The sequence below is a fragment of the Clostridium lundense DSM 17049 genome (assembly GCF_000619945.1).
Lineage (GTDB): Bacteria > Bacillota > Clostridia > Clostridiales > Clostridiaceae > Clostridium_AO > Clostridium_AO lundense.
In genome coordinates this window covers 26,373-48,187 of sequence record NZ_JHVC01000020.1, presented here as the reverse complement: position 1 = coordinate 48,187, position 21,815 = coordinate 26,373, and the positions used below count along the sequence as shown (strand labels likewise).

At 29.4% G+C, this 21,815-nt stretch carries 19 protein-coding genes and 1 tRNA gene; 3 read left to right on the top strand and 17 right to left on the bottom strand.

What is annotated here, in order from left to right; translation table 11 throughout:
• The first annotated feature begins 90 nt into the window (after window positions 1-90).
• Complete coding sequence (locus tag T514_RS24935) at window positions 91-1,320, top strand: dicarboxylate/amino acid:cation symporter (RefSeq protein WP_051542146.1); 1,230 nt, start codon at window positions 91-93, stop codon at window positions 1,318-1,320.
• Between the two features lie 44 nt (window positions 1,321-1,364).
• Here T514_RS24935 and T514_RS25880 read toward each other — a convergent pair whose 3' ends face one another.
• From T514_RS25880 to argB, 3 genes are all read right to left on the bottom strand, one after another.
• On the bottom strand, window positions 1,365-2,858 hold the full coding sequence (locus T514_RS25880; RefSeq protein ID WP_051542144.1) for a L,D-transpeptidase family protein: 1,494 nt from the start codon (window positions 2,856-2,858) through the stop codon (window positions 1,365-1,367).
• Between the two features lie 318 nt (window positions 2,859-3,176).
• Window positions 3,177-4,346 carry an aspartate aminotransferase family protein gene (locus T514_RS0118305; RefSeq protein WP_027626088.1) on the bottom strand — a complete coding sequence of 390 codons (1,170 nt, stop codon included), beginning with the start codon at window positions 4,344-4,346 and terminating at the stop codon, window positions 3,177-3,179.
• Window positions 4,333-5,217 carry an acetylglutamate kinase gene (gene argB / locus T514_RS0118300; protein ID WP_051542143.1) on the bottom strand — a complete coding sequence of 295 codons (885 nt, stop codon included), beginning with the start codon at window positions 5,215-5,217 and terminating at the stop codon, window positions 4,333-4,335. Before argB ends, T514_RS0118305 begins: the two co-directional genes overlap by 14 nt.
• A gap of 123 nt (window positions 5,218-5,340) precedes the next feature.
• Here argB and argC point away from each other — a divergent pair, with 123 nt between their 5' ends.
• Window positions 5,341-6,378 (top strand): N-acetyl-gamma-glutamyl-phosphate reductase, encoded by a 1,038-nt coding sequence (gene argC, locus T514_RS0118295; protein WP_027626086.1) that lies wholly within the window; start codon window positions 5,341-5,343, stop codon window positions 6,376-6,378.
• Window positions 6,379-6,657: 279 nt separating this feature from the next.
• Window positions 6,658-7,875, top strand: a complete 1,218-nt coding sequence (gene argJ, locus T514_RS0118290) for a bifunctional glutamate N-acetyltransferase/amino-acid acetyltransferase ArgJ (RefSeq protein ID WP_027626085.1) — start codon at window positions 6,658-6,660, stop codon at window positions 7,873-7,875.
• A gap of 9 nt (window positions 7,876-7,884) precedes the next feature.
• Here the strand turns inward: argJ and T514_RS0118285 are convergent.
• The 14 genes from T514_RS0118285 to T514_RS0118215 form a co-directional block, all read right to left on the bottom strand.
• Window positions 7,885-7,960, bottom strand: a tRNA-Thr gene (locus T514_RS0118285).
• 232 nt (window positions 7,961-8,192) lie between these two features.
• Entirely contained in the window at window positions 8,193-9,527 is a 1,335-nt protein-coding gene (locus T514_RS0118280; RefSeq protein ID WP_027626084.1) for a replicative DNA helicase, read from the bottom strand.
• Between the two features lie 55 nt (window positions 9,528-9,582).
• Window positions 9,583-11,418, bottom strand: coding sequence for a Lon family ATP-dependent protease (lonC, locus tag T514_RS0118275; protein ID WP_207640952.1), 1,836 nt, complete (start codon window positions 11,416-11,418; stop codon window positions 9,583-9,585).
• 71 nt (window positions 11,419-11,489) lie between these two features.
• Window positions 11,490-11,933 carry a 50S ribosomal protein L9 gene (gene rplI / locus T514_RS0118270; RefSeq protein WP_027626082.1) on the bottom strand — a complete coding sequence of 148 codons (444 nt, stop codon included), beginning with the start codon at window positions 11,931-11,933 and terminating at the stop codon, window positions 11,490-11,492.
• Entirely contained in the window at window positions 11,930-13,921 is a 1,992-nt protein-coding gene (locus T514_RS0118265) for a DHH family phosphoesterase (protein ID WP_034869619.1), read from the bottom strand. The genes rplI and T514_RS0118265 overlap by 4 nt, the downstream gene beginning before the upstream one ends.
• Window positions 13,922-13,933: 12 nt before the next feature.
• Entirely contained in the window at window positions 13,934-14,923 is a 990-nt protein-coding gene (locus tag T514_RS0118260) for a YybS family protein (RefSeq protein ID WP_027626080.1), read from the bottom strand.
• 11 nt (window positions 14,924-14,934) lie between these two features.
• Window positions 14,935-15,252 (bottom strand): MazG-like family protein, encoded by a 318-nt coding sequence (locus T514_RS0118255; RefSeq protein ID WP_027626079.1) that lies wholly within the window; start codon window positions 15,250-15,252, stop codon window positions 14,935-14,937.
• 162 nt (window positions 15,253-15,414) lie between these two features.
• The gene (locus tag T514_RS0118250) at window positions 15,415-15,915 is read right to left on the bottom strand and encodes a hypothetical protein (protein WP_027626078.1); all 501 of its coding nucleotides are present in this window, start codon (window positions 15,913-15,915) and stop codon (window positions 15,415-15,417) included.
• On the bottom strand, window positions 15,894-17,423 hold the full coding sequence (locus T514_RS0118245; RefSeq protein ID WP_027626077.1) for a TrkH family potassium uptake protein: 1,530 nt from the start codon (window positions 17,421-17,423) through the stop codon (window positions 15,894-15,896). The genes T514_RS0118250 and T514_RS0118245 overlap by 22 nt, the downstream gene beginning before the upstream one ends.
• A 124-nt stretch (window positions 17,424-17,547) precedes the next feature.
• Window positions 17,548-18,198 carry a potassium channel family protein gene (locus tag T514_RS0118235; RefSeq protein ID WP_027626076.1) on the bottom strand — a complete coding sequence of 217 codons (651 nt, stop codon included), beginning with the start codon at window positions 18,196-18,198 and terminating at the stop codon, window positions 17,548-17,550.
• Between the two features lie 24 nt (window positions 18,199-18,222).
• Window positions 18,223-18,618 (bottom strand): potassium channel family protein, encoded by a 396-nt coding sequence (locus tag T514_RS0118230; RefSeq protein WP_027626075.1) that lies wholly within the window; start codon window positions 18,616-18,618, stop codon window positions 18,223-18,225.
• 16 nt (window positions 18,619-18,634) lie between these two features.
• Window positions 18,635-19,174, bottom strand: coding sequence for a transglutaminase domain-containing protein (locus T514_RS0118225; protein ID WP_027626074.1), 540 nt, complete (start codon window positions 19,172-19,174; stop codon window positions 18,635-18,637).
• Between the two features lie 23 nt (window positions 19,175-19,197).
• Window positions 19,198-19,779: a response regulator gene (locus T514_RS0118220; RefSeq protein ID WP_027626073.1), complete on the bottom strand. Its 582-nt coding sequence runs from the start codon at window positions 19,777-19,779 to the stop codon at window positions 19,198-19,200.
• Window positions 19,780-19,801: 22 nt separating this feature from the next.
• On the bottom strand, window positions 19,802-21,628 hold the full coding sequence (locus T514_RS0118215) for an ATP-binding protein (protein WP_027626072.1): 1,827 nt from the start codon (window positions 21,626-21,628) through the stop codon (window positions 19,802-19,804).
• Window positions 21,629-21,815 lie beyond the last annotated feature (187 nt).

Genomic DNA, 21,815 nt, shown 5'->3' with positions numbered 1-21,815 from the left:
ACCTAATGATGGTGATAGAATATGAAAATGATTAAAATACACATGTTCACATACCGCGGACATAATTGTAATCTTACAAGGGGGTATATTATGTTAAAAAAAATTGGCTTATTTCCTAAATTAATATTAGGAATAGTTTTTGGTATTATTATTGGAACTATTGGAAAATACACAGGTTTTGTATTTCCAGTTAGAATACTTACAACCTTTTCAGGTATATTTGGGAATTTTCTTAATTTCATTATTCCTTTTATAATCATTGGATTTATTGTACCTGGTATTTCAGAACTTGGAAGTGGCTCAGGAAAACTTTTAGGGTTAACTGTTATAATTGCTTATGCTTCAACTATATTCGCCGGAGCACTAGCCTTTATAACTGGAAAATCTATTCTACCTCATGTTCTTAAATTTGGACAACTTGCACCAAAATCAACTTTATATTTAGAACCCTTCTTTAAAATAGAAATACCTCCTATAATGGGAGTAATGACAGCATTGGTTACTGCTTTTATGTTGGGACTTGGTATATCTTATATAAAGGGAAAGTCATTGATGAATGTTTTTCATGATTTTCAAGGCATAGTAGAATTAGTTGTAAAAAATGTTTTAGTCCCATTTATTCCGTTTCACATATGCGGAATATTTTCCAAACTTACAGCTAATGGTGAAATAGTATCAACTATAAAATCTTTTTCTATAGTATATGCAATGCTACTTATTGTACAAGTAATCTACTTATCCATACAATATACTATAGCTTGGGTAGTAAGTGGTAAAGCTCCACTCAAATCATTAAAAAACATGCTACCTGCATACTTAACAGCTGTAGGAACTCAATCATCTGCTGCAGCTATACCTTTTACATTAAAATGTACTAAAAATAATAAGGTTTCTGAAGAAATTGCTAACTTTGTTATTCCATTATGTGCTACTATACATCTTGCAGGAGATACTATTACAATAACTTTATCTGCTATGGCAGTTTTAATGATGAGTGGTACTATTCCTACATTTGCAATGATGGCTCCATTTATACTAATGCTTGGTATTACAATGGTAGCTGCTCCTGGAATACCTGGTGGTGGAATATACGCTTCTCTTGGACTATTACAGGACATGCTTTTGTTTACTCAACCTCAACAAGGAATTATGATAGCATTACACGTATCACAAGATAGCTTTGGTACAGCTACAAATATAACTGGGGATTGTGCTTTAGCTATGCTTATAGATAAAATTGCTAGTAAATACAAAAGAAATTCTGAATTAGTAAAGGACATTAATTTGTCAAATGATGGTGAAGAAAGTCTGGGGGCTTAATATAAAAAGGCAGCTTGTTATTTTAAATAAGCTGCCTTTTTATATTAGTTTTGTATAACTACTAATGTATTTCTTGGTATGTTATTATAAATCCATTTAATATTCTCATCCTTTAATCTTATACACCCATGAGAAGCTTTCTTTCCTAACTTTTTATATTCTTCTTGAATAATGCTACCATCTACATAATGTAAAACACTATGGAATAAATAATCATGGTTTATTCTTACAAAGTTATAACATAAATATCCTTTTTCTCTTCCAAAAGACTCTCCTCTTCCACCAATTAAATATCTACCCGTTGGAGTTGGAGTTGCGTCCATACCTGTAGAACATATAAATGTCTGATTAAGTTTGTTATTTTTATATATATAAACTTTTTGATCACTTATATCAACTACAATACTATAATTACTAGACGGTGTTACTTGCTTTATATAATCACTTCTAATATATCCTTTTACTTCATTAAGTGTATCATAATCCTTAGCTTGTACATAATAAAAATTTCCTTTTTTACCCAGAACTTTTACTTCTTGAGTACTTCCATATATGCCTCCAACTATAGCTGAACTTGTACTTGCATCTTTTCTTATTCTAATTTTTGAGTTTTCATTATCATTTCCTACATACATAGGCTCTATTTTAGGTGCTGAAGGTACTGTAGGTCCAGGTGTAGGTTTCTTTATAACAGATATATCAATATTCTTTATATCATCATAATCTCCTAAATTATCGCTTTGACTACCTTGACTTTCTGCTTTTTTAACTCTTATAGATAATTTATATGATCCAGCTGATAATTTACCTGTAGGTATATTATAAGCCTCTTCAGAATTTATTTCTTTTCCAGGTTGTGTTGTAATATTTGTCCACTTTTTTGTATTATTAGAGTATAACCATACCTTATACTCTACCAATCCATGATAACCATCAGTTTCTAAAGTTACTTCTTGTGAAGCTCCTTCATATAATGGAGTTTTATTTTTTACTGTTACATTTAGCTTTGGTTCTCCATTCTTTATGCATTGGAATCTTTGTATCTTATAGTCATCATATTTTACATTATATTCTTCTATATTAATGCTTGAATTTCCTTCTGAATTAGCATTCTTAGCAAAAGTTACAATTTCATAGTTTCCTGAAGTAATTCTAAATATATTTACTTGATATGGATCTTTACCGTTTCTATCCAAAGTGTATCCTACACTAAGGTCTGTCCACTCATTCTTATCTAAAGAGTGCAAAAACACTCTATAATTTACTTTTCCATCATAATTAGAATTAATTAAAAATGGTGTTAGACTAGTTTCGTAAACAGTAGAATTATTAAATTTCATAGAAGCATTTTTAAGTATTGTATTTTCTATAGGTGGTATAATAACCACTTTTTCTTCAGTTTTGTTGTTAATAGTTTGTCCAATTTCTCCACTAGGCACACTATTAGCAGCATGAGCTTTAGTAGGTATACCGGTTAACACAATTGCACAAATAAATGTTGGCAATAGTGCCTTTGTAAAATTGCAAATCCTTTTCATTTCTGCCTCCTTAAATATTTAATCATAAACATTAATTATATTATACAACTTTAATAAACATAACTGGTTACAAATCTATTTCAAAATATGTAACTCATACTATTATATCGGCTATGGTCAAAGAATATTATATAAAAAAAAATGTAAAAGTACAAAAAAATTTTATTGCATAAAAAGACCCTATTCTTAAAGATGGTCCTTTTATAATCCATTAATCTACTTGTAGCGCTCTATATCGTTATATTCATTAAAAAACATCAAAATAAAACCTATAAATTTATTAACTTATAGATTTTATTTTAAATAATATGCAAAAAATTAGCAAAACTTTAGCAAAACCTTTTCTAAAATATTTATAGCTATATTAATTTCATCCATAGTTATATTAAGTGGTGGAATCAATCGTACAACATTTTCTCCTGCACACACTAAAAGTAATCCTTCATTAAAACATTCATCTACAAAGGTTTTTGAATCTATTTTCATAACCATTCCAATTAATAAACCCATTCCCCGAATTTCATTTATTACTGAATATCTTTGTTTTAGATTGTTAAGTTTATGAAAGATATACTTGCTTTTTTCATCTACAGAATCAATTATTCCACCCTCTATTAGTTCTGTCAATACAGCACATGAAACTGCACAAGCTAATGGATTCCCCCCAAATGTTGTACCATGATCTCCTGGAACGAAAGCTGAGCAGCTTTTTGAATTTGCAATTATAGCCCCAATTGGAAACCCTCCTCCAAGAGCTTTAGCCATGCATACAACATCTGGTATTATGCCAAATTTTTTATATGCAAAAAAACTCCCTGTTCTTCCTATTCCACATTGAACCTCATCAAATATTAAAAGTGAATTATACTTATCACAAAGTTCTCTAACCCTTCTTAAATAATCAATCTGCGCAAGAATTACTCCACCTTCTCCTTGGATTGGTTCTAGTATTACTGCACAAACATTATCATTAAATATGCTTTCAATTTCTTCAATATCATTAAAGTTTACTGAGTCCACTCCTCCCATTATAGGTGTAAAGTTTTCCTTGTATTTTTTTTGTCCAGTTACAGTAAGAGCACCCATTGTTCTTCCATGAAAAGAGTTGTTCATGTATATTATTTTATTCTTTTCCTCTGTTCCATTAAGTCTTCCATACTTTCTAGCCAGCTTCAACGCTGCTTCTATAGCTTCAGTTCCACTATTACAAAAAAACGCCTTCTCATGATCACTATTCTGGCAAAGTATTTCTGCCAGATTTATAGAATTTGAGTTCCAATAATAGTTTGATATATGCATCAGTTTAGCACTCTGCTTTAATAAAGCATTTATAATAACAGGATTTGAATGTCCAAGGCAATTAGTTGCAACTCCTGCTACAAAATCTAAATATTCATTTCCATCTACATCGTATAACTTTGCCCCTACTCCTTTTTCAAAGTTTACATCATATCTTTTATAAGTATTCATTAAATTATTTTTTGTCATTTTTCATCTCACCTTTCAAACTAATAGTAGTACCACAATTAGAAAATATATTGTTAACTAAAGAATGTTCTTTTCTTCCATCGATTAGATAAACTTTTTCAGTTCCTTTTTCTAATGCATCAATACAACATTCTATTTTGGGTATCATTCCATCACTTATAATACCTAAATTAATATAATTTTTTATTTCATTAGCTACAATATAATTTATTATGGTTGACTTATCATTAATATCTTTATATATACCTTGAACATCTGTTAAAATAATAAGCTTTTCTGCCCTTAATGCTGAGCTTATATATGATGCAACATAATCTGCATTTATATTATATTTACTTCCTTCCGTATCACATCCTATAGGAGATATAACTGGAACACAGTGCATATTTAATAGATTGATAATTAAATCTTTATTAATGGATTGGACTTCACCAACGAAACCAATATCAACAAGCTGATCATTTATATTCAAGTATTTCTTTTTAACAGTTATGAGATTATCATCGCTTCCACTAATTCCTATTGCTTTTATTCCAGTAGTGTTAAGGCAAGATGATATATCTTTATTTATTTTACCAGATAAAACCATTTCTACTATTTCCATTATTTCTTTATCTGTGACCCTAAGTCCATTAATAAAATTACTTACAATACCAACTTTTTTTAACCACTTTGATATTTCAGGCCCACCTCCATGAACAATTACTATATTAACTCCTGCAAGTCTCAAAGCTAAAATGTCCTCAAAAAATGCCTTTTGAGAAAATTTATTTTTCATTATACTGCCACCGTACTTAATGACAAAAGTGTTACCTTTGAAAATTTCAAGGTCTTTCTGAGTTTCCATTTTATTACACCAACTTTCAAACATAATAATATGATTTTTGAATAATTATACTATCTTATTTATATATATTCAATATTTTTTATAAAATCTATTGAATATATATTTATTTTTATGTATAATCTATATATATTTTCAGGAGGTGATAGTATGATAACTGCAGGAATTCTCGGCGCTACTGGTTACGCAGGGCAACAGTTAGTATGGTTTTTGCACAAACATCCAAAAGTAGAACTCAAGTTTATGTGCTCTCATAATTATGCAGGCTCAAAATTTAGTGATATATACAACAATTACTCTAACTTTATACAAAATAAATGCATAAGCCTTGAAGAATGTGAATGTAAATTAAATCAGATTGATGTACTCTTTATTGCATTACCTAATGGAAGCTCCTTCAATATTGTAAAAAAAGCCTTGCTAAATAACATAAAAGTTATAGATTTGGGAGCAGATTATAGGTTAAATTCTGCTGAAGTATATAAGGAATGGTATGGCATAGAACATAATGCAAAAAATTTACTAAAAGAATCTGTATATGGTCTTCCAGAAATATATAGGGAAAAAATAAAAACAAGTAATCTCATTGCTAATCCTGGTTGTTATACTACAGCAAGTATTTTAGCAGTGTATCCTTTATTAAAAGAAGGCTTAATAGATACAAATTCCATAATCATAGATGGAAAATCAGGTATATCAGGTGCAGGTAGAGCATTGAAAACCAACTCATTATTTTGTGAATGTAATGAATCAGTAAAGGCATATGGTGTAGCTGAACACAGGCATACTCCTGAAATTGAGCAACAATTATCCGCTGCAGCTAAAAAGGAAGTTATATTAACATTTACTCCTCATCTAATACCAATGAATCGTGGTATTCTAGCAACTTGCTATGCCAACTTAAAAACATATATATCAGAAGAAGATTTGTATAACTTATATAATTCATTTTATGGTAATGAATATTTTATTAGAATTTTAAAAAATTTACCTGATACACGAAATGTAAGAGGAAGTAATCTATGTGATATTGCTATTAGAATAGATAAAAGAACTAATAAAATAATTGTTATATCTGCTATAGATAATTTAATAAAAGGAGCAGCAGGACAAGCTATACAGAATATGAATATAATGTTTGGAATTGATGAAAAAGAAGGCCTTGATCTTCTATCTATGCAAATATAATAATTTAAATTTATCTGATAGCTACCATCCGCAATACTCCCTACACACTCTGTGAAAGCGATTCACACAAAATCAAAGATTTTGGTTCTATGCTTTTCTACAGGTGGAAGCTAGCGGATGCTACGCTCCTGGATAAGTTCTTCCCCTAAAGGATAAGGATTTCTAAGAAGCAAAGCTCCTAAGAACTCTCTTAATAAGGTTCAGATGGAGAGAGTAATTCTCTTAAGCAAACTACACCTGAACCTAATAATCACTTGATTTAGAAGGAGGAAATAATATATGAAAATATTAAATAACAGTTTTATTAGTGATGTTAAAGGATTTAAGACAGCAGGAATTGCAGCAGGTCTCAAAAAAAGTTCTAAAAAAGATCTTGCTATTATATATAGCGAAAAAAATGCTGTATCAGCAGGTACATTTACTACAAATAAAGTAAAGGCTGCTTGTATAGTTTTAAATATGGAAAATATAAAAAATCATAATACTCAAGCTATTATTATAAATAGTGGACATGCAAATGCATGTACTGGTGATAATGGTTTTAAGGATGCAAAAATTATAAATGACATTACTGCTAAAGAACTAGGTTTAAAACCGGAAGAAGTACTGCAAGCATCTACTGGAGTAATTGGTGTGCCTATTCCAATGGATATTATGGAAAATGGCATAAAAAAAGTTTGTAGTAAAATTTCCAGTGACGGTGGAGATGATACTGTACAAGCTATTCTTACTACTGATACAAAGGCTAAATATATAACTGTAGAAATAGAGATGGATAGTAAAAAAGTAGTGCTTAGTGGTGCCGCAAAAGGCTCTGGAATGATTAAGCCTAATATGGCTACTATGTTAAGCTTCGTGGTAACAGATGCTAATATAAGCAAAGAAATGCTTAATAAAGCAGTAAAAAACAGTGCTAAAGATTCCTACAACATGATTTCCGTAGATGGTGATGTAAGCACTAATGATATGTTTTTGGCAATTGCTAATGGGGCTGCTGAAAATAAAATAATAGATTCTGAAAATGATAATTATAAAATTTTTAAAAAGGCTTTAGATTTTATAAACATGGAACTTGCAAAAAAAATAGCAAGAGATGGTGAAGGAGCCACTAAACTTATAGAAGCATATGTTGTAAATGCATGTAGTATAGATAGCGCTAAAAAATGTGCTATGTCAATAGTATCTTCAAATTTGGTGAAAGCAGCTTTATTTGGAAGTGACCCAAACTGGGGAAGGGTAATTTGTGCTCTTGGATATTCAGATGGTGAATTTTCTATAGATAAGGTAAGTCTTACTTTTAAAAGTTCTCTTGGAGAAATTGAAGTATTTAAAAATGGAATGAATATAAATTTCGATGAAGATAAGGCTAGAAAAATTCTTGAAACTGACAGTATTGTATTATATGTAGATTTAAGCGATGGACAATATAGTGCAAAAGCCTGGGGATGTGATTTGACATATAAATATGTTGAAATAAACGGGCATTACAGAACTTAATTAATTTTCTGGTGCTCCTGACAGGGTTTGAACCTGCGACCTGCTGATTACGAATCAGCTGCACTACCAACTGTGCTACAGGAGCAAACTTATATCATATATTTTACCATAATAAAACATAATATTCAAATTTTATAGTTCACTCACAAAAAGATTTCTAAGCTTCAAAGGAAGTAAAAACTCCCTTTGAAGCTTAGAAATCTTTATCTATGGATGTAACTGATCTTTACTTCCGCTTTGAACAAAATGAGAATATTAAAGGGAGTAATCATCAGATAGAAATAAAAAAGAGGTAAAAATACCTCCTTTTTATATCTCTATTCTTGATGTACTACATCTAATCTTCCAAACTTACTGAATTGTCCTAACCAAGCAAGTTTTACTGTTCCTGTAGGACCATTTCTTTGTTTTGCTATTATACATTCTGCTACATTTTTGTCCTCTGTTTCTTTATTATAATATTCATCTCTATATAAGAACATAACTAAGTCAGCATCCTGCTCTATAGAACCTGATTCTCTTAGGTCAGAAAGCATAGGTCTATGATCTGTTCTTTGTTCTGGGGCTCTAGAAAGCTGAGATAAAGCTATTACTGGGCACTCCATTTCTTTTGCAAGAGCCTTTATAGAACGAGAAATCTCTGATACCTCTTGCTGTCTACTCTCGGACCCCCTACTACCTGACATAAGCTGAAGATAGTCTATAACTATCATGTCTATACCATTCTCTATTTTCAACCTTCTACATTTAGATCTCATTTCCATAACAGAAATACCCGCAGTGTCATCGATAAATATTCTTGCTGAAGATAGTGGTCCTGAAGCTTTTGCAATATTCTCCCAATCTTTATCTTCTAAGTTTCCTGTTCTTAACTTAAGCATATCTACATTTGCTTCTGAACATAAAAGTTTATAGGCAAGTTGTTCCTTTGACATTTCTAGAGAAAATACTGCTATGCTCTTACCACCTCTTAATGCTGCATACTGAGCTAAGTTCAGTGCAAAAGTTGTCTTTCCCATAGATGGTCTTGCTGCTATGAGTATCATGTCTCCCTTTTGGAATCCAGATGTTTTAGAATCTAACTCAGGAAAGCCTGAAGGTACACCTGTAACCCCACCTTTATTATTAAACATTTTTTCTATTTCAAAGAAACCTCTCTCCAAAACAGTACTCATTGCTTCAAAATCACCAGTATTTCTATTACTTCCTATATTAAATATTTTTTTCTCAGCTAAATCTACAATTGCTTCAACATCATCCTGTTTATTATAACTATTTTCTATTATATCTGTTGAAGCTCTTATAAGTTTTCTTAATGTAGATTTATCTTTAACTATTTTTATATAAGACTGTAAATTTGCTGTAGAAATCACAGAGCCACAAACCTGGCTTATATATGTGATTCCCCCTGCTGCTTCCAATTTTTCTTTTGCTTGAAGATTTTCAGTAATAGTTACTAAGTCTACAGCTATATCTTTTTGATATAAATCTAATATAGCATTAAACATTACTTGATGTGCATCTTTATAAAAATCTTCTTTAATAAGCAACTCCAAAGCTTGGGCTATAGAAGATTTGTCAAGCATCATAGAACCTAGCACACATTGTTCAGCTTCTATATTATGAGGCATACTTTTTAATGGTGCATTCATACTCATCTCTCCTTAGTAGTAAGTTTTAACACTTTTTTAATGTTTAAACTTATTTCTAAAATACTATTTTCATTAATTCTTCTATATCCTCTACTGTCCTTACATCTATATCTTCAAGTCCTGTTGGAACTTCTTTTAAATTATCCTTTGGAACTAATACAAGCTTAATTCCTTTTCTTCTTGCTCCATATATCTTTTCAAAAATCCCTCCTACTGGCTTAACTTTACCTCTTAAAGATATCTCACCAGTAATAGCTATGTCTTGTCTAATAGGTTTATTTAAAAGCGCACTTATTATACATATAGTAATTGCCGCACCTGCTGAAGGCCCGTCTATTCTTCCTCCACCTATGACATTTACATGTATATCATAATCACTTATATCTCTATCTGTAAGTTTTCTTATAACTGAGGCTGCATTAAATACAGAATCCTTGGCCATAGTTCCTGCAGTATCATTAAATCTTACTTTACCATGTCCCTTTTCTTTTGCCTCAAAAACAGATGCTTCGATCTCTAATGTAGAACCAATATATCCACTAACCCCTAATCCATAAATATGACCTACTTCATATTTATCTTCATTATTCATTTCTTCATAAGGAACTAGTCTATTTATTCCTATAATTTCTTTTAGATCTTCTATCTCTATTCTTACTTTATCTTTAGTTGCATCAAGATTTTTGCTATAAAGTACATATCCATATACATCTGCTAAAATATTTACTGCTTTTCTTCCTTCAATGGTATATCTACTTATTATTTCTGGTATACCATCTGCTAAATCTATATTTAATTTTTGAGCTGCATTTATTATTATAGATTCTATATCCTTAGGAGTTAAAGGATGAAAATAGACTTCTGTACATCTAGATCTTAATGCTGGATTTATATCTTGAGGCTCTCTTGTTGTAGCTCCTATAAGTACAAAATCTGCTGGAGCTCCATTTTCAAAAAGATATTTTATATATTTAGGTGTATTTTCATCATCTGGATCATAATATGATGATGAAAATTCAACTCGTTTATCTTCCAATACTTTTAATAACTTATTTTGTAAAATAGAATCCAATTCCCCTATTTCATCAATAAATAGTACTCCTCCATGCGCCTCTGTAACTAATCCTGGTTTAGGCTCAGGTACCCCAATTTCTGCTAAGTCCCTTTTGCTACCCTGATATATAGGATCATGTACGGAACCCAACAATGGATTAGTTATCTCTCGTGGATCCCATCTAAGAGTTGTTCCATCGACTTCAACAAATTTAGCCGTTTCATCGAAAGGAGTATTTTTTAACTTTTTAGCCTCTTCTAATGCTAACCTAGCCGCAGTAGTCTTTCCTACTCCTGGTGGTCCATATAGTATAATATGTTGTGGATATGGAGATGCTATCTTTGAAAGTAAAGATTTTATAGCTGTTTCCTGTCCAACAATTTCAGAAAAAGACTCTGGTCTTAATAAACTTTGTATGCTTTTTGTAAGTTTTTTGGAATCTAAGACTTCTAACTCAGCATACTTTTTAAGAGTCTTTCCATTCTCAGGGCCCTTTTGTTTTTTTATAATGCCAAGCCTTATTTCATCCATGTATTTATCTTGTTTTTCAATTAAGTTTTTTTCTACTTCTTTTTCTATATTACTTTGAACATATCTTTTAGCTAAGTTTTCTGATATCCATGTATTAGTATTGTCTAAAGCCTCAAAAACATTTTTTTCATCAGGAATTACTTTTATACCCTTACCATCACTTATTATTTTATTTAGAGCATATAATCTTTCATAATCGTTATTGCTGTCTATATAATTTTGAAGTTTAAATTTTACAGTTCTTGATCTTATAGCTTTCTCATCTAGAACTTTTTTTATAATCTCAAATAGTACATTTATTTGCATATCTAAAGGTAGAAATTTAGATGAATCTTTTTCAAAATCATTAATAAATTGTGATTTCACACTTATCCTCCTTATTGCTCTTCGACAACAACCTTAATTTTTGTAGAAACTTCTGGATATACCTTAACCTCTACTTCATAACCGCCTAATTGTCTTATAGCATCTACTACTATTTTCTTTTTATCTATATCTATATTAAAATTCTTCTTTATTGCTTCTGATATATCCTTACCTGTAATAGATCCAAATAGTCTTCCGCTTTCTCCTGATTTAACTTTTAATCTTATTTCCTTACCTTTTAAGAAATTAGCTACTTTTTGTGCTTCCTCAATTTCTGCAATCTTTTGTCTTCTTTCTGCTTCCTTTTTATTATTTAAGACATGCATATTTGCATCATTAGCTTCTATAGCTAACTTTCTTGGGAATAAAAAATTTCTTGCATACCCATCTGATGAGTTTACCACATCTCCCTTTTTACCTACATTTTTTACATCTGATAATAAAATTACCTTCATTTCTCTTCACCTTCCCTTAAGTATTTATCTATAGCATTTTCTAACTTTTGCACTGCTTCTTCAATTGAAACAGATTTAAGTCTAGCTCCAGCCATAGTCATGTGTCCTCCGCCTCCTAAAGATTCTAGTATTACCTGCACATTTATATCACCAAGGGATCTACCACTTATAAAAACTTCTTCTCCTATTTTAACAAATACAAAGGAGGAATGGATACCTGTAATATTTAGTAGCTCATCCGCTGCCTGTGCAGCCAATACAGTATCTTCTATTATTGGTGGACATATAGCTATCGCTATTCCATTTGTTACTTTAGCTGATTTTATTATCTCATATTTTTTCAAATGAGTTCCTAAATCATCTGAGAATAATCTCTTAACATCTAAAGTATCTGCTCCTAATCTTCTTAAAAAAGAAGCAGCCTCAAAGGTCCTAACCCCTGTTTTAAAATAAAAATTCTTTGTATCAACACATATACCCGCAAGCAAAGCCTCCGCTTCAATAGTTTTTAGCTTAGGCTTTTCTACCATATATTGTATCATTTCTGTAACTAATTCTGATGTTGATGAAGCATATGGCTCTATATAACTTAATAGAGATCCTTCTATTGAATCAGTAGATTTTCTGTGATGATCTATTATAACTAGTCTCTTTGCTTTTTCAATAACCTTCATGCTATCAACATAACCTTTGCTATGAACATCTACTAGTATCAAAAGACTATCCTCATCTATATTATCGATTGCTCTTGCACTATCTACAAATGCATTATCATAACCATCCTCTAGTTTAAGCCTTTCCATCATACGCTTGATACTATTATTAATTACATCTAATATTATATAACATTCTTTATTTAATGATTTAACTGTACTATAAATTCCAACAGCAGATCCTAAACAATCTATATCTGCATTTATATGTCCCATTATGAACACTTTATCACTTTCATTAATCAAATCCATTAATGCGTGGGCTATGACCCTTGCTCTTACCTTAGTTCTTTTCTCAACTTCCTTTGTTTTCCCTCCATAAAAAGCTAACTTTTCTCCGCTTTTTACTACAGCCTGATCTCCTCCCCTTCCTAAAGCTAATTCCTTAGCAGACACTGCATAACTTTCATTTTCTAGAGGAGTATCTCCTCCTCTTCCTATTCCTATACTTAATGTCACTGTTAGCTTATTTCCAATATTTATTTCCCTTACAGAATCTAATATATCAAATTTTTTTTCCATTTCTTTTTGAATATACTTATCTTGAATGGAAAGTACATATTTACTAGACCCATATTTCTTTAACATAGCATTTAAACTTTGAGCATAACCATTTATACTTTTTTCGATTTCTGCAATAATCATAGGTCTTTTATCTTCTTCTGTAGTTTTTATAACATCATCTAAATTATCTACTTCTATAAGCATTACAGTTTCTTTATTTTCATCTATGCTTTTTACTATATTGTACATTTCTGTTATATCACATAAATAAACTAATATTATCTTGTCCTTAGTATTTTTGCCTTGATCAGTTTCAACTATATTAGTATAAATATCATAATAATTATTCATTATTTGGGTACATTTGATATAGCTCTTTTTCCCATCTAATACTTGCTTAAAATTAAACCCTTTAATAACTGCTGATATATTTCTTTCTAATACATCCTCTCCTTTGATTATTAAAGAAAAGTTTTGATTGTACCACAATATATTTCCATTTAGCCCTACGATAATCATAGGTAGAGGCAGCTTTAATAAGGTATTTCTTGAAGCATCATCCATTTTGGCCGAAAAGTTCTCTATAAACTTTTTCCACTCGTTCTTTCTCGTTTTATTATTTTTTGTGTTATATATAAGTAAAATTGTATAAAAGGAAATCAATATTATTCCTAACTCAACATTATAATGCATAATACCAAGTATTAAAATTGCTATTATTATCATGTAAATTTTATTAGAAGTAGTAAAGTAATCATATTTATTATCCATAATAAGCCCTCGCTATTTTACCCCTAATTTTCTATTTGGATCTAATTTTCTAAAATCCATTATTACATCTGCTAAGCCTAACATAAAATATACCATTGCAAGTTTAGAAAATAAAGTAAAAAATATTATTAATATCATGACACCTTTCGAAATATTAAATTTATTTTTCAAATAATGAACTGCTACAGCTACACCATTAATTAAAAAGATATATTGCAATAAAAGCTGAGAAGAGTTTAGTATATATTCTCCTATTATTATATTTTTTCTTACTAACAATACACCTAATAATAAAAAGATTGCTAAAATAGTAGCTATTTTTATATCTACATATATTTCAGTAAACTTAGTCATTTCTTTTATATTATAGCCTAATTTTTTAAGTATAAGCCTTGTTATTATATATGTTAGATATGCAGCTACAATAGAAGACATAATTAAAATACCTGGAATTAATTTTAATAAAAAATCAGTATTAAACATTTTAAAAGCATCTAAAAGTGGTTTAAACTGTTCTTGGCTAACCCCCATTTTTGTATAAAAGCTCATTGCTAAATCAAAAGATTCATTCATGGCTTTTACCATTTCATCAATCAATCCTCTTATATTACTTCCCATTATAAAATTTATATATACAACAAAATCTATTACTGTACCTATAAGCGAAGATATTGATAAAAGTAACAATGTAATTGATATTTTACTACGATTTTTTATGCAGTATCCCAAGGTTATTCCTGTAAGTCCGAACATAATTGCTGATGTTAATCCTGAAATAGGGTTATATATCATACCTACTAAAGCTCCGCTTGCTATAACGGAAGTAATTGTAACCTTAACATTATGTCTTAAATATAATATAGCAATAGGTATTGGTAGTATAAACCTTCCTAATGCAGAAAATATGGGTACATAAATATTCATTAAAGCTAATACTACAACTAACGCTGTTATAAGTCCAGACTCTACTATACTTTTAGTATTATAAATTCTATTATTCATATGTTCCTCCTTTATTGTCTTTCTTTAAGATGAGCATATAACCTACTTAGATCCTTTCCTTCTTTTTCTATTTGATCATCTTCAATAATTCCCATTTTCAGCTTTCTTTTTATATTCTCATCTACTGCAGTGTATGAATATCCTAATCTCTCAGCTAGTATATATAGTATAGTTATTGCCCCGGAAATACAATCAAGTATAGCTCCTTGTGCCACATTACTACCTCTAGTTAAAAGTTTAAAAAAATCCCCAATTATACATAAAAGTTCTGCCTTGAGTTCTTCTATTACCTGGATATTTCTCATTATATTAAAACCATCTTTTTTCATGGAAACCTCCCCTTTTAACCCTTGTTTTTTTATTTATACTATTTTACTTAAAAATCCCCTTAAACATATACATACTTTAATTATATGTTTACTATAAATATTTTACAATATAAAGTTAAAAGGGTCTACTTTTGCTATACAGCTAGAGTAGACCCCTAAAATTTAGTTTCTTAAGGTTCTTCTTTTATAGTAGAACATTACAATTGATAAAGTTAAACTTACCAATATAATAGATAATTTTTCTTTAGTTACATTTAAATTATGGTTAACTTTCTTACCTTTTTCTATAACATCAACATTATTTACATGTATATCAATATCTCCACCATGTTCTTTGCAATTTATACTAAATGTACCTGTAACCTTTGCTATATCACCCTTATTCTTATAATTCCCAAATCTCTTAATATTATCCGCATCGCTATTTTTCAACCACAATCCTATAGAATTACTACCGTCATTTATATTAATCCAACTATAATTTCCTCTTTTCATTCTTTCCCCTACAGCTTCTCCTTCTATTGTGACTACTTTACCACTGTATTTTGTATTTCCTTCTATTAGATCATTTATTTTTATTATTTTATCTTGAGCCTTACAATTAAATGCTCCTATAATGAAGATAATAAGCATTGTAAAAACTATTTTAAATCCCCTACACATATATTTTTTATACCTCCAAAAATAAATCCCACTAACACAAACACCGATATAAATTCAAGTCTACCTACATACATAGCTATTATATAAAAAATCTTTAACATATTAGGCATATCTACAGACGTAACCCCTATTGATAATCCTACATTTCCAACTGCTGAAGCAGACTCAAAAGCAGCATTGGAAAGTGGATATCCATAATAAGCTCCTAAAGCTGTTCCAATAGTAAAAACTACAATATAGCACATTATTATAATAGCTGAGCTTTTTACAACTCCATCAGTTAATATATTCTCTTTCATATAATGATACTTAAATACACTAACCTTTCTTTCCGTAGATAATAGCCTTTTCACTTCTCCCATTACACCCTTGAATAATATTCCAACTCTAAGTCCTTTAAAACCACCTGCTGTAGAGCAAGCTGATCCTCCTATAAGCATAGCTACTACCATAATGAATATTGCAAAATCTCCCCATTGTAATGCAAATTGTCGTGCATATAAATTTGCGAATCCAGTGGTAGTATGAGCAGATAGAACATTATATACAGCTCTTCTAAAAATAGAAATAGCATCATCATATATACCCAGCTTATAAAGCCCTACTGCTGCTAAAAAGCTGGTTAAAGTAGCTGTAATGGCAAAACTCTGAGTTTCTATATTTTTAATTATCTCCTTCTTATTTCCTTGCCATACAGCATAGTGAAGTCCGAAATTGAACGATCCTATTATAAAAAATATAATACTTATCACTTCATAAGATAAACTATGGTAATATAAAATATTTTGAGACATTGGCGCGAAACCACCTGTACTCCATGCTGACATATATATAACTACTCCATTAAAAAATGAAGATACTGGATTTAAACCTATATATATACCATCAATCCATAATACAAATGTTCCTATTATAAGATATATAAAACTTATAATCCAAATAGTTTTAACTGTCCCTTTTATATTTGGTAAAAGTTCTATATCCTTTCCCTCTCCAACATACATCTTATATGTCCCCACCGTATCTCTAACAAGAAAGGACAATGCAAATACTACCATTCCTTGTCCACCAACAAAGGTTATAACATGTCTCCACATATTAAGTCCCATAGATACATGATCTAAATCTTGAATTAATATAAGTCCTGTAGTTGTAAATCCACTCATTACGTCAAAACATGCATCTATAAAAGAATTTAAATTTCCACTTAACCTATAAGGTATAGCTGCTATTATAGTTAAAATAATCCATGATAGAGCTGCTATTACCAAACCATGTTTCCATTCAAACTTACTACCTTTAATATTATTTCTACCAAGAATTATAAATAAAAATCCTAAATTTAATGATATACAACAACTTATAATAAAATCCAATACCACATTCCACTCTTTAAAACATAAAGAAGTAATCATGGGAATTACCATTAATATAGCAATTCCCAATATTATAAAACCTGTATAATATGATATTATGCTTAAGTCTTTTTTTTCCCTAACACTTTTCATAACATTTTACCTCATTATTATAAATTCTAAAGCAAATATTAAACCTACTAATCCCATAGTAAATATAAATTCTGTGGCCACCCCGTTAATTACTTTTTTTGTAGTTAACATAAAAACATCTCCTTTATATACATTTCTCTAATTCATATTTCTTTTCCATATTTGTAACTATAAATACTTTATCTCCTTCTTTAATCTCTATACTGCCACTAGGATATATTATCCTTTTATCCCTAAAAATTGATACTATAATACAGCCATTAGGAGCATTAATGTTACTTATTGTTTTATTTCTCCAACTGCTTTTTCTATCTATATTTAGCTCTAAGAGAACCATCTCCCCTCTATCCAATGCTTGTATTATTTTAATCTTATCGTCATTTAATTCACTTTCTATTAAATTTGCAATTACTTCTGTACTACATACTGTCTTATCAATACCCAGTGCTTTAAATATACTGCTATTTTTAGGATTATTAATTCTTGCTATGGTTTTACAATAGTTAAAGTTTATTTTTATTATTTGGCATATTGTAAAGTTCTCTTCATCCTTGCCCGTAACTGCAGCAACAATTTCGGAATATTCAATACCTGCATCTTTTAAAACCTCAATATCTGTTCCATCTCCACAAATTATATCAACATCAAATTTTTCTGCTATTTTATTGCATATACTTGCATCTTTTTCAATTAACGTAACCTTATATCCTTCATCTTTCAAAGTTTTTAATAGATAGTATCCTACCTTTCCTCCCCCTACTATAATGGCTCTCATATCTATATCTCCTTTAAATTATTTTTAAAATATTTTATTCTCAATTGTACTCACTGCTAAGCTTATAGGATTTACTGTTTCTATTCCTAATGCTTTATACATATTTTCAATATTTGCATTACTTACCCTAGCAATAACTTTCTTTACACTAAAAATGTCTTTTGCTATTCTACAAGCAACAATATTCTTGTTATCATCTGGTGTAAGGGCCAAAAATACATCTGCTTTCTCTATCCCAGCTTCAATTAGTGTATCATTATCAAATTCTATCCCTTTTATCTTTTGTCCATTAAATGAACCTCCTGTATTTTCTAAGTTTTCTACACTGCTATCTATTATTACAACATCATGTCCATTGTCTCCTAGTTTCCTAGCTGTCGTACTTCCAATTCTTCCACTACCAATAATAACTATATACACGGCTTTTCTCCCCCTTTTAATTAGCACATAACATTGTACAAATACTTTCATTTTCTTCATCATTTTTCTTCATTACATTTTTATTTATAATATCAAATAACTTTTTATTGCCTATTAAATAATTTTCAATAAAATAGTTATCATTTTGTTCAGTATTCTTTATAGAAGTTACTCTTAAATATTCTTTATCAAAGCTACAATCTAGTTCAACATTTCTTCCAAAATAATTTACCTTTATATAAAACCAATAAAAACTTTTTTTATCCCTTCTAATAAATATCTCAGAATTATCCTTAACTTCTGCACAACATACTGTACAATCAAAATCACATACTTTTAGTAATGTATATAATAATAGTGTTTTATCTTTATTATTTCCTCTTCCCATCACTAAAGTTTCAGATGATTTTTCCATACTACCAAAAGTATCATATTCAATTTTGTTTTTAACAAATAAATATATCTTTTTTATTTTAGTTAATCCATAATCATTACTAAACTCTGACAAAAAATTTATTATAGTCTCATTGTTGAAGTCACAGTATTCATCCATCATATTTTTCATACTCCCTTATTAAATTAATTTCCCTTTGCTTTAAATATTTTTGCTACCTGATGAAATCTATCTGACTCCATTAAATTTCCTAATTTTTCATAAACATCTCCTATCAAATAATAAATCTCTCCATTAGTAGACTCTATAGATAACGCTTTTTTCAATATTCTTAATGCCTCATTAATGTTGCCAGCTTCTATTAAATACTTAGAGGAACTAATATAATCCTGTATATGTGACTCTTCTGTATAACATTGCAATTCTTTCAATACATTTCTAATTTTATCTGCAGTAAAAGGCTTTTGAAGATAAGCTACAGCTCCCATTTTAGTACAATCTACAGCATTTTTTACTGTTGCAAATGCTGTCATTATTATTACTGGTGTTTCAATTTCCATATTTCTTATCTTTCTTAACACCTCTGTCCCACTTATTCCTGGCATTTTTATATCTAAAAATATTATGCCTAATTTCTCATTCCTAAGTATATCTATAGCTTCATCCCCATCTTTAGCTGTAATGACATTATAACCCTCTAATTCTAAACATGTTGTTAATAAATTTCTTATATTTTTTGTATCATCTACAACTAATGCCTTTTCCATAGCTATTCACCTCCCCCTAATGCTATACTGGAATAGTAAATGTGAAAATACTTCCTTCTCCAAGTTCACTTTCACACCATATTTGCCCACCATGTACTTCTACTATTTGCTTTGCAATAGCAAGCCCTAATCCAGTCCCCCTGGTATCAGAATCTTTATCTTTTACTTGTATAAACTTATCAAATATTTTAGTAATATATTCATCTGGTATACCAATACCTGTATCCCTTACAGATACATAAATTTTATCTTCTCCTTTATAAGCAGTTATAAGTATTTCATCTTGTTCTTTTGTGAATTTTAGGGAGTTTGTAATAAGGTTATTTATTACCCAAGATAACTTTTCAAAATCCACTGATATGATTGGTAAATTTTTCTCTATTTGATAATGTAGATGAATCTTCTTTGCTTCAGCACATTTATAAAAATCCTTAAAACAGCTTTGTATTATTTCTTCAATATTACAATCTTTAATTTCAAAAATGGATTTATCATATTCAACCTTTGATAACTCCAATAAATTATTCACTAAATTTAATAATTTATCTGTGTCTTCTTTTATAGTTTCCATTATATCTCTCTGTTTTTTATTTAAAATTCCTACATTATTATCCATAATAAGACTAGTGCCCATCATAAGTGATGTTAACGGTGTTTTAAACTCATGAGATACAGATGATACAAAATCTGTTTTCATTTTTTCTACTTGTTTTATTTCAGTTATATTTTTTAAGAATACTATTATTTCATTTACATCTGAATAGGTATCTTCTATCATAGTTATAGATACATTGAAATAATATTCTCGTTCATCATATTTTAAATTCATTATTTTTTCACTATACTTTTCTTTGCTATCATAAACATTCCATATATAATCGAATAAATCTCCATTTCTTATAACCTCTAAAAAATGCTTTCCTATAACTATATCTTCATCTACTTTAAAAAATTGTTCACACGCATTATTTAATAACATTATTTTAAAATTTCTGTCTAAAACTATAAGAGGATCTGAAATACCTTTTACAATAGCAATAGATTTATTTTTTTCATCCATTAATTTTCCAAGAGTGCTTTCTTCAAAAACTTGAAGTCTTTTAGTCATATTATTAAATTCTTTTGCTAACGAACCTATTTCGTCCTCTGATACTATTGGAGCTTGTTGATTTAAATCTCCTTCCTTTACAAGTTTCATCGTTTCTGTTAACAAATAAATGGGTTTTAAAAATTTATTAGTAAAAAATATAGAAAAAAAGAATCCTGCTACTACAGCTATTATTGAAAGACTTAAAATTATATACATTGAATTATTAGCATCTTCTGTTACACCATCTTTGCTATTTATCATTACTTGCTCATTTATTAATGATAAGTCTCTTAACTGTTGTCTTATCTTGGTAAATACGGGAATTATACTTGAATCATAATATTCTAATGCTTTTTCAGTTCCCCTAGAGTTTTTTATTTCTTGCAATTTAGAAAATAACTTTAAAAATTCAATATATGTTTTTTGGATAGATTGCACATATTCTCTCTCACCTTTTTCAGTTATATTATTTCTCTCTATATTAAACCACTTATAGAAATTATCACCGTTCTCATAATAACTACTTATAGCATCCTGTTTACCTAGCCTTATATAATTTATAATCTCTACATTTTGTATTTCTATAGCTTCCATCATATTATTTGAAGCATTAATACTTTTATAATTATCTATCATAAGTCCATCTACAGACTTTCTTAAAGTATATAAAGTGAATACGGACGCTAATCCAACAATAGCTATGGTAAGTACTAAAAATAAATAAACAGAAGTTATTTTTCCTTTTAAACTTTTTACCATTTATTACCCATCTCCTCTAAGATAATATTTAGTATAATTGTAATTAACTATTATATCAATTGTATATACCTATGCTAAAATGAGTAAACCTAAACCTTTACTCTAAATGGGGAAGGTGTTTTAATTTAATAGCATTTAATGTGTAGGAAATCTAATTTTTAAGACTTATTTTCAATTTCTACATACC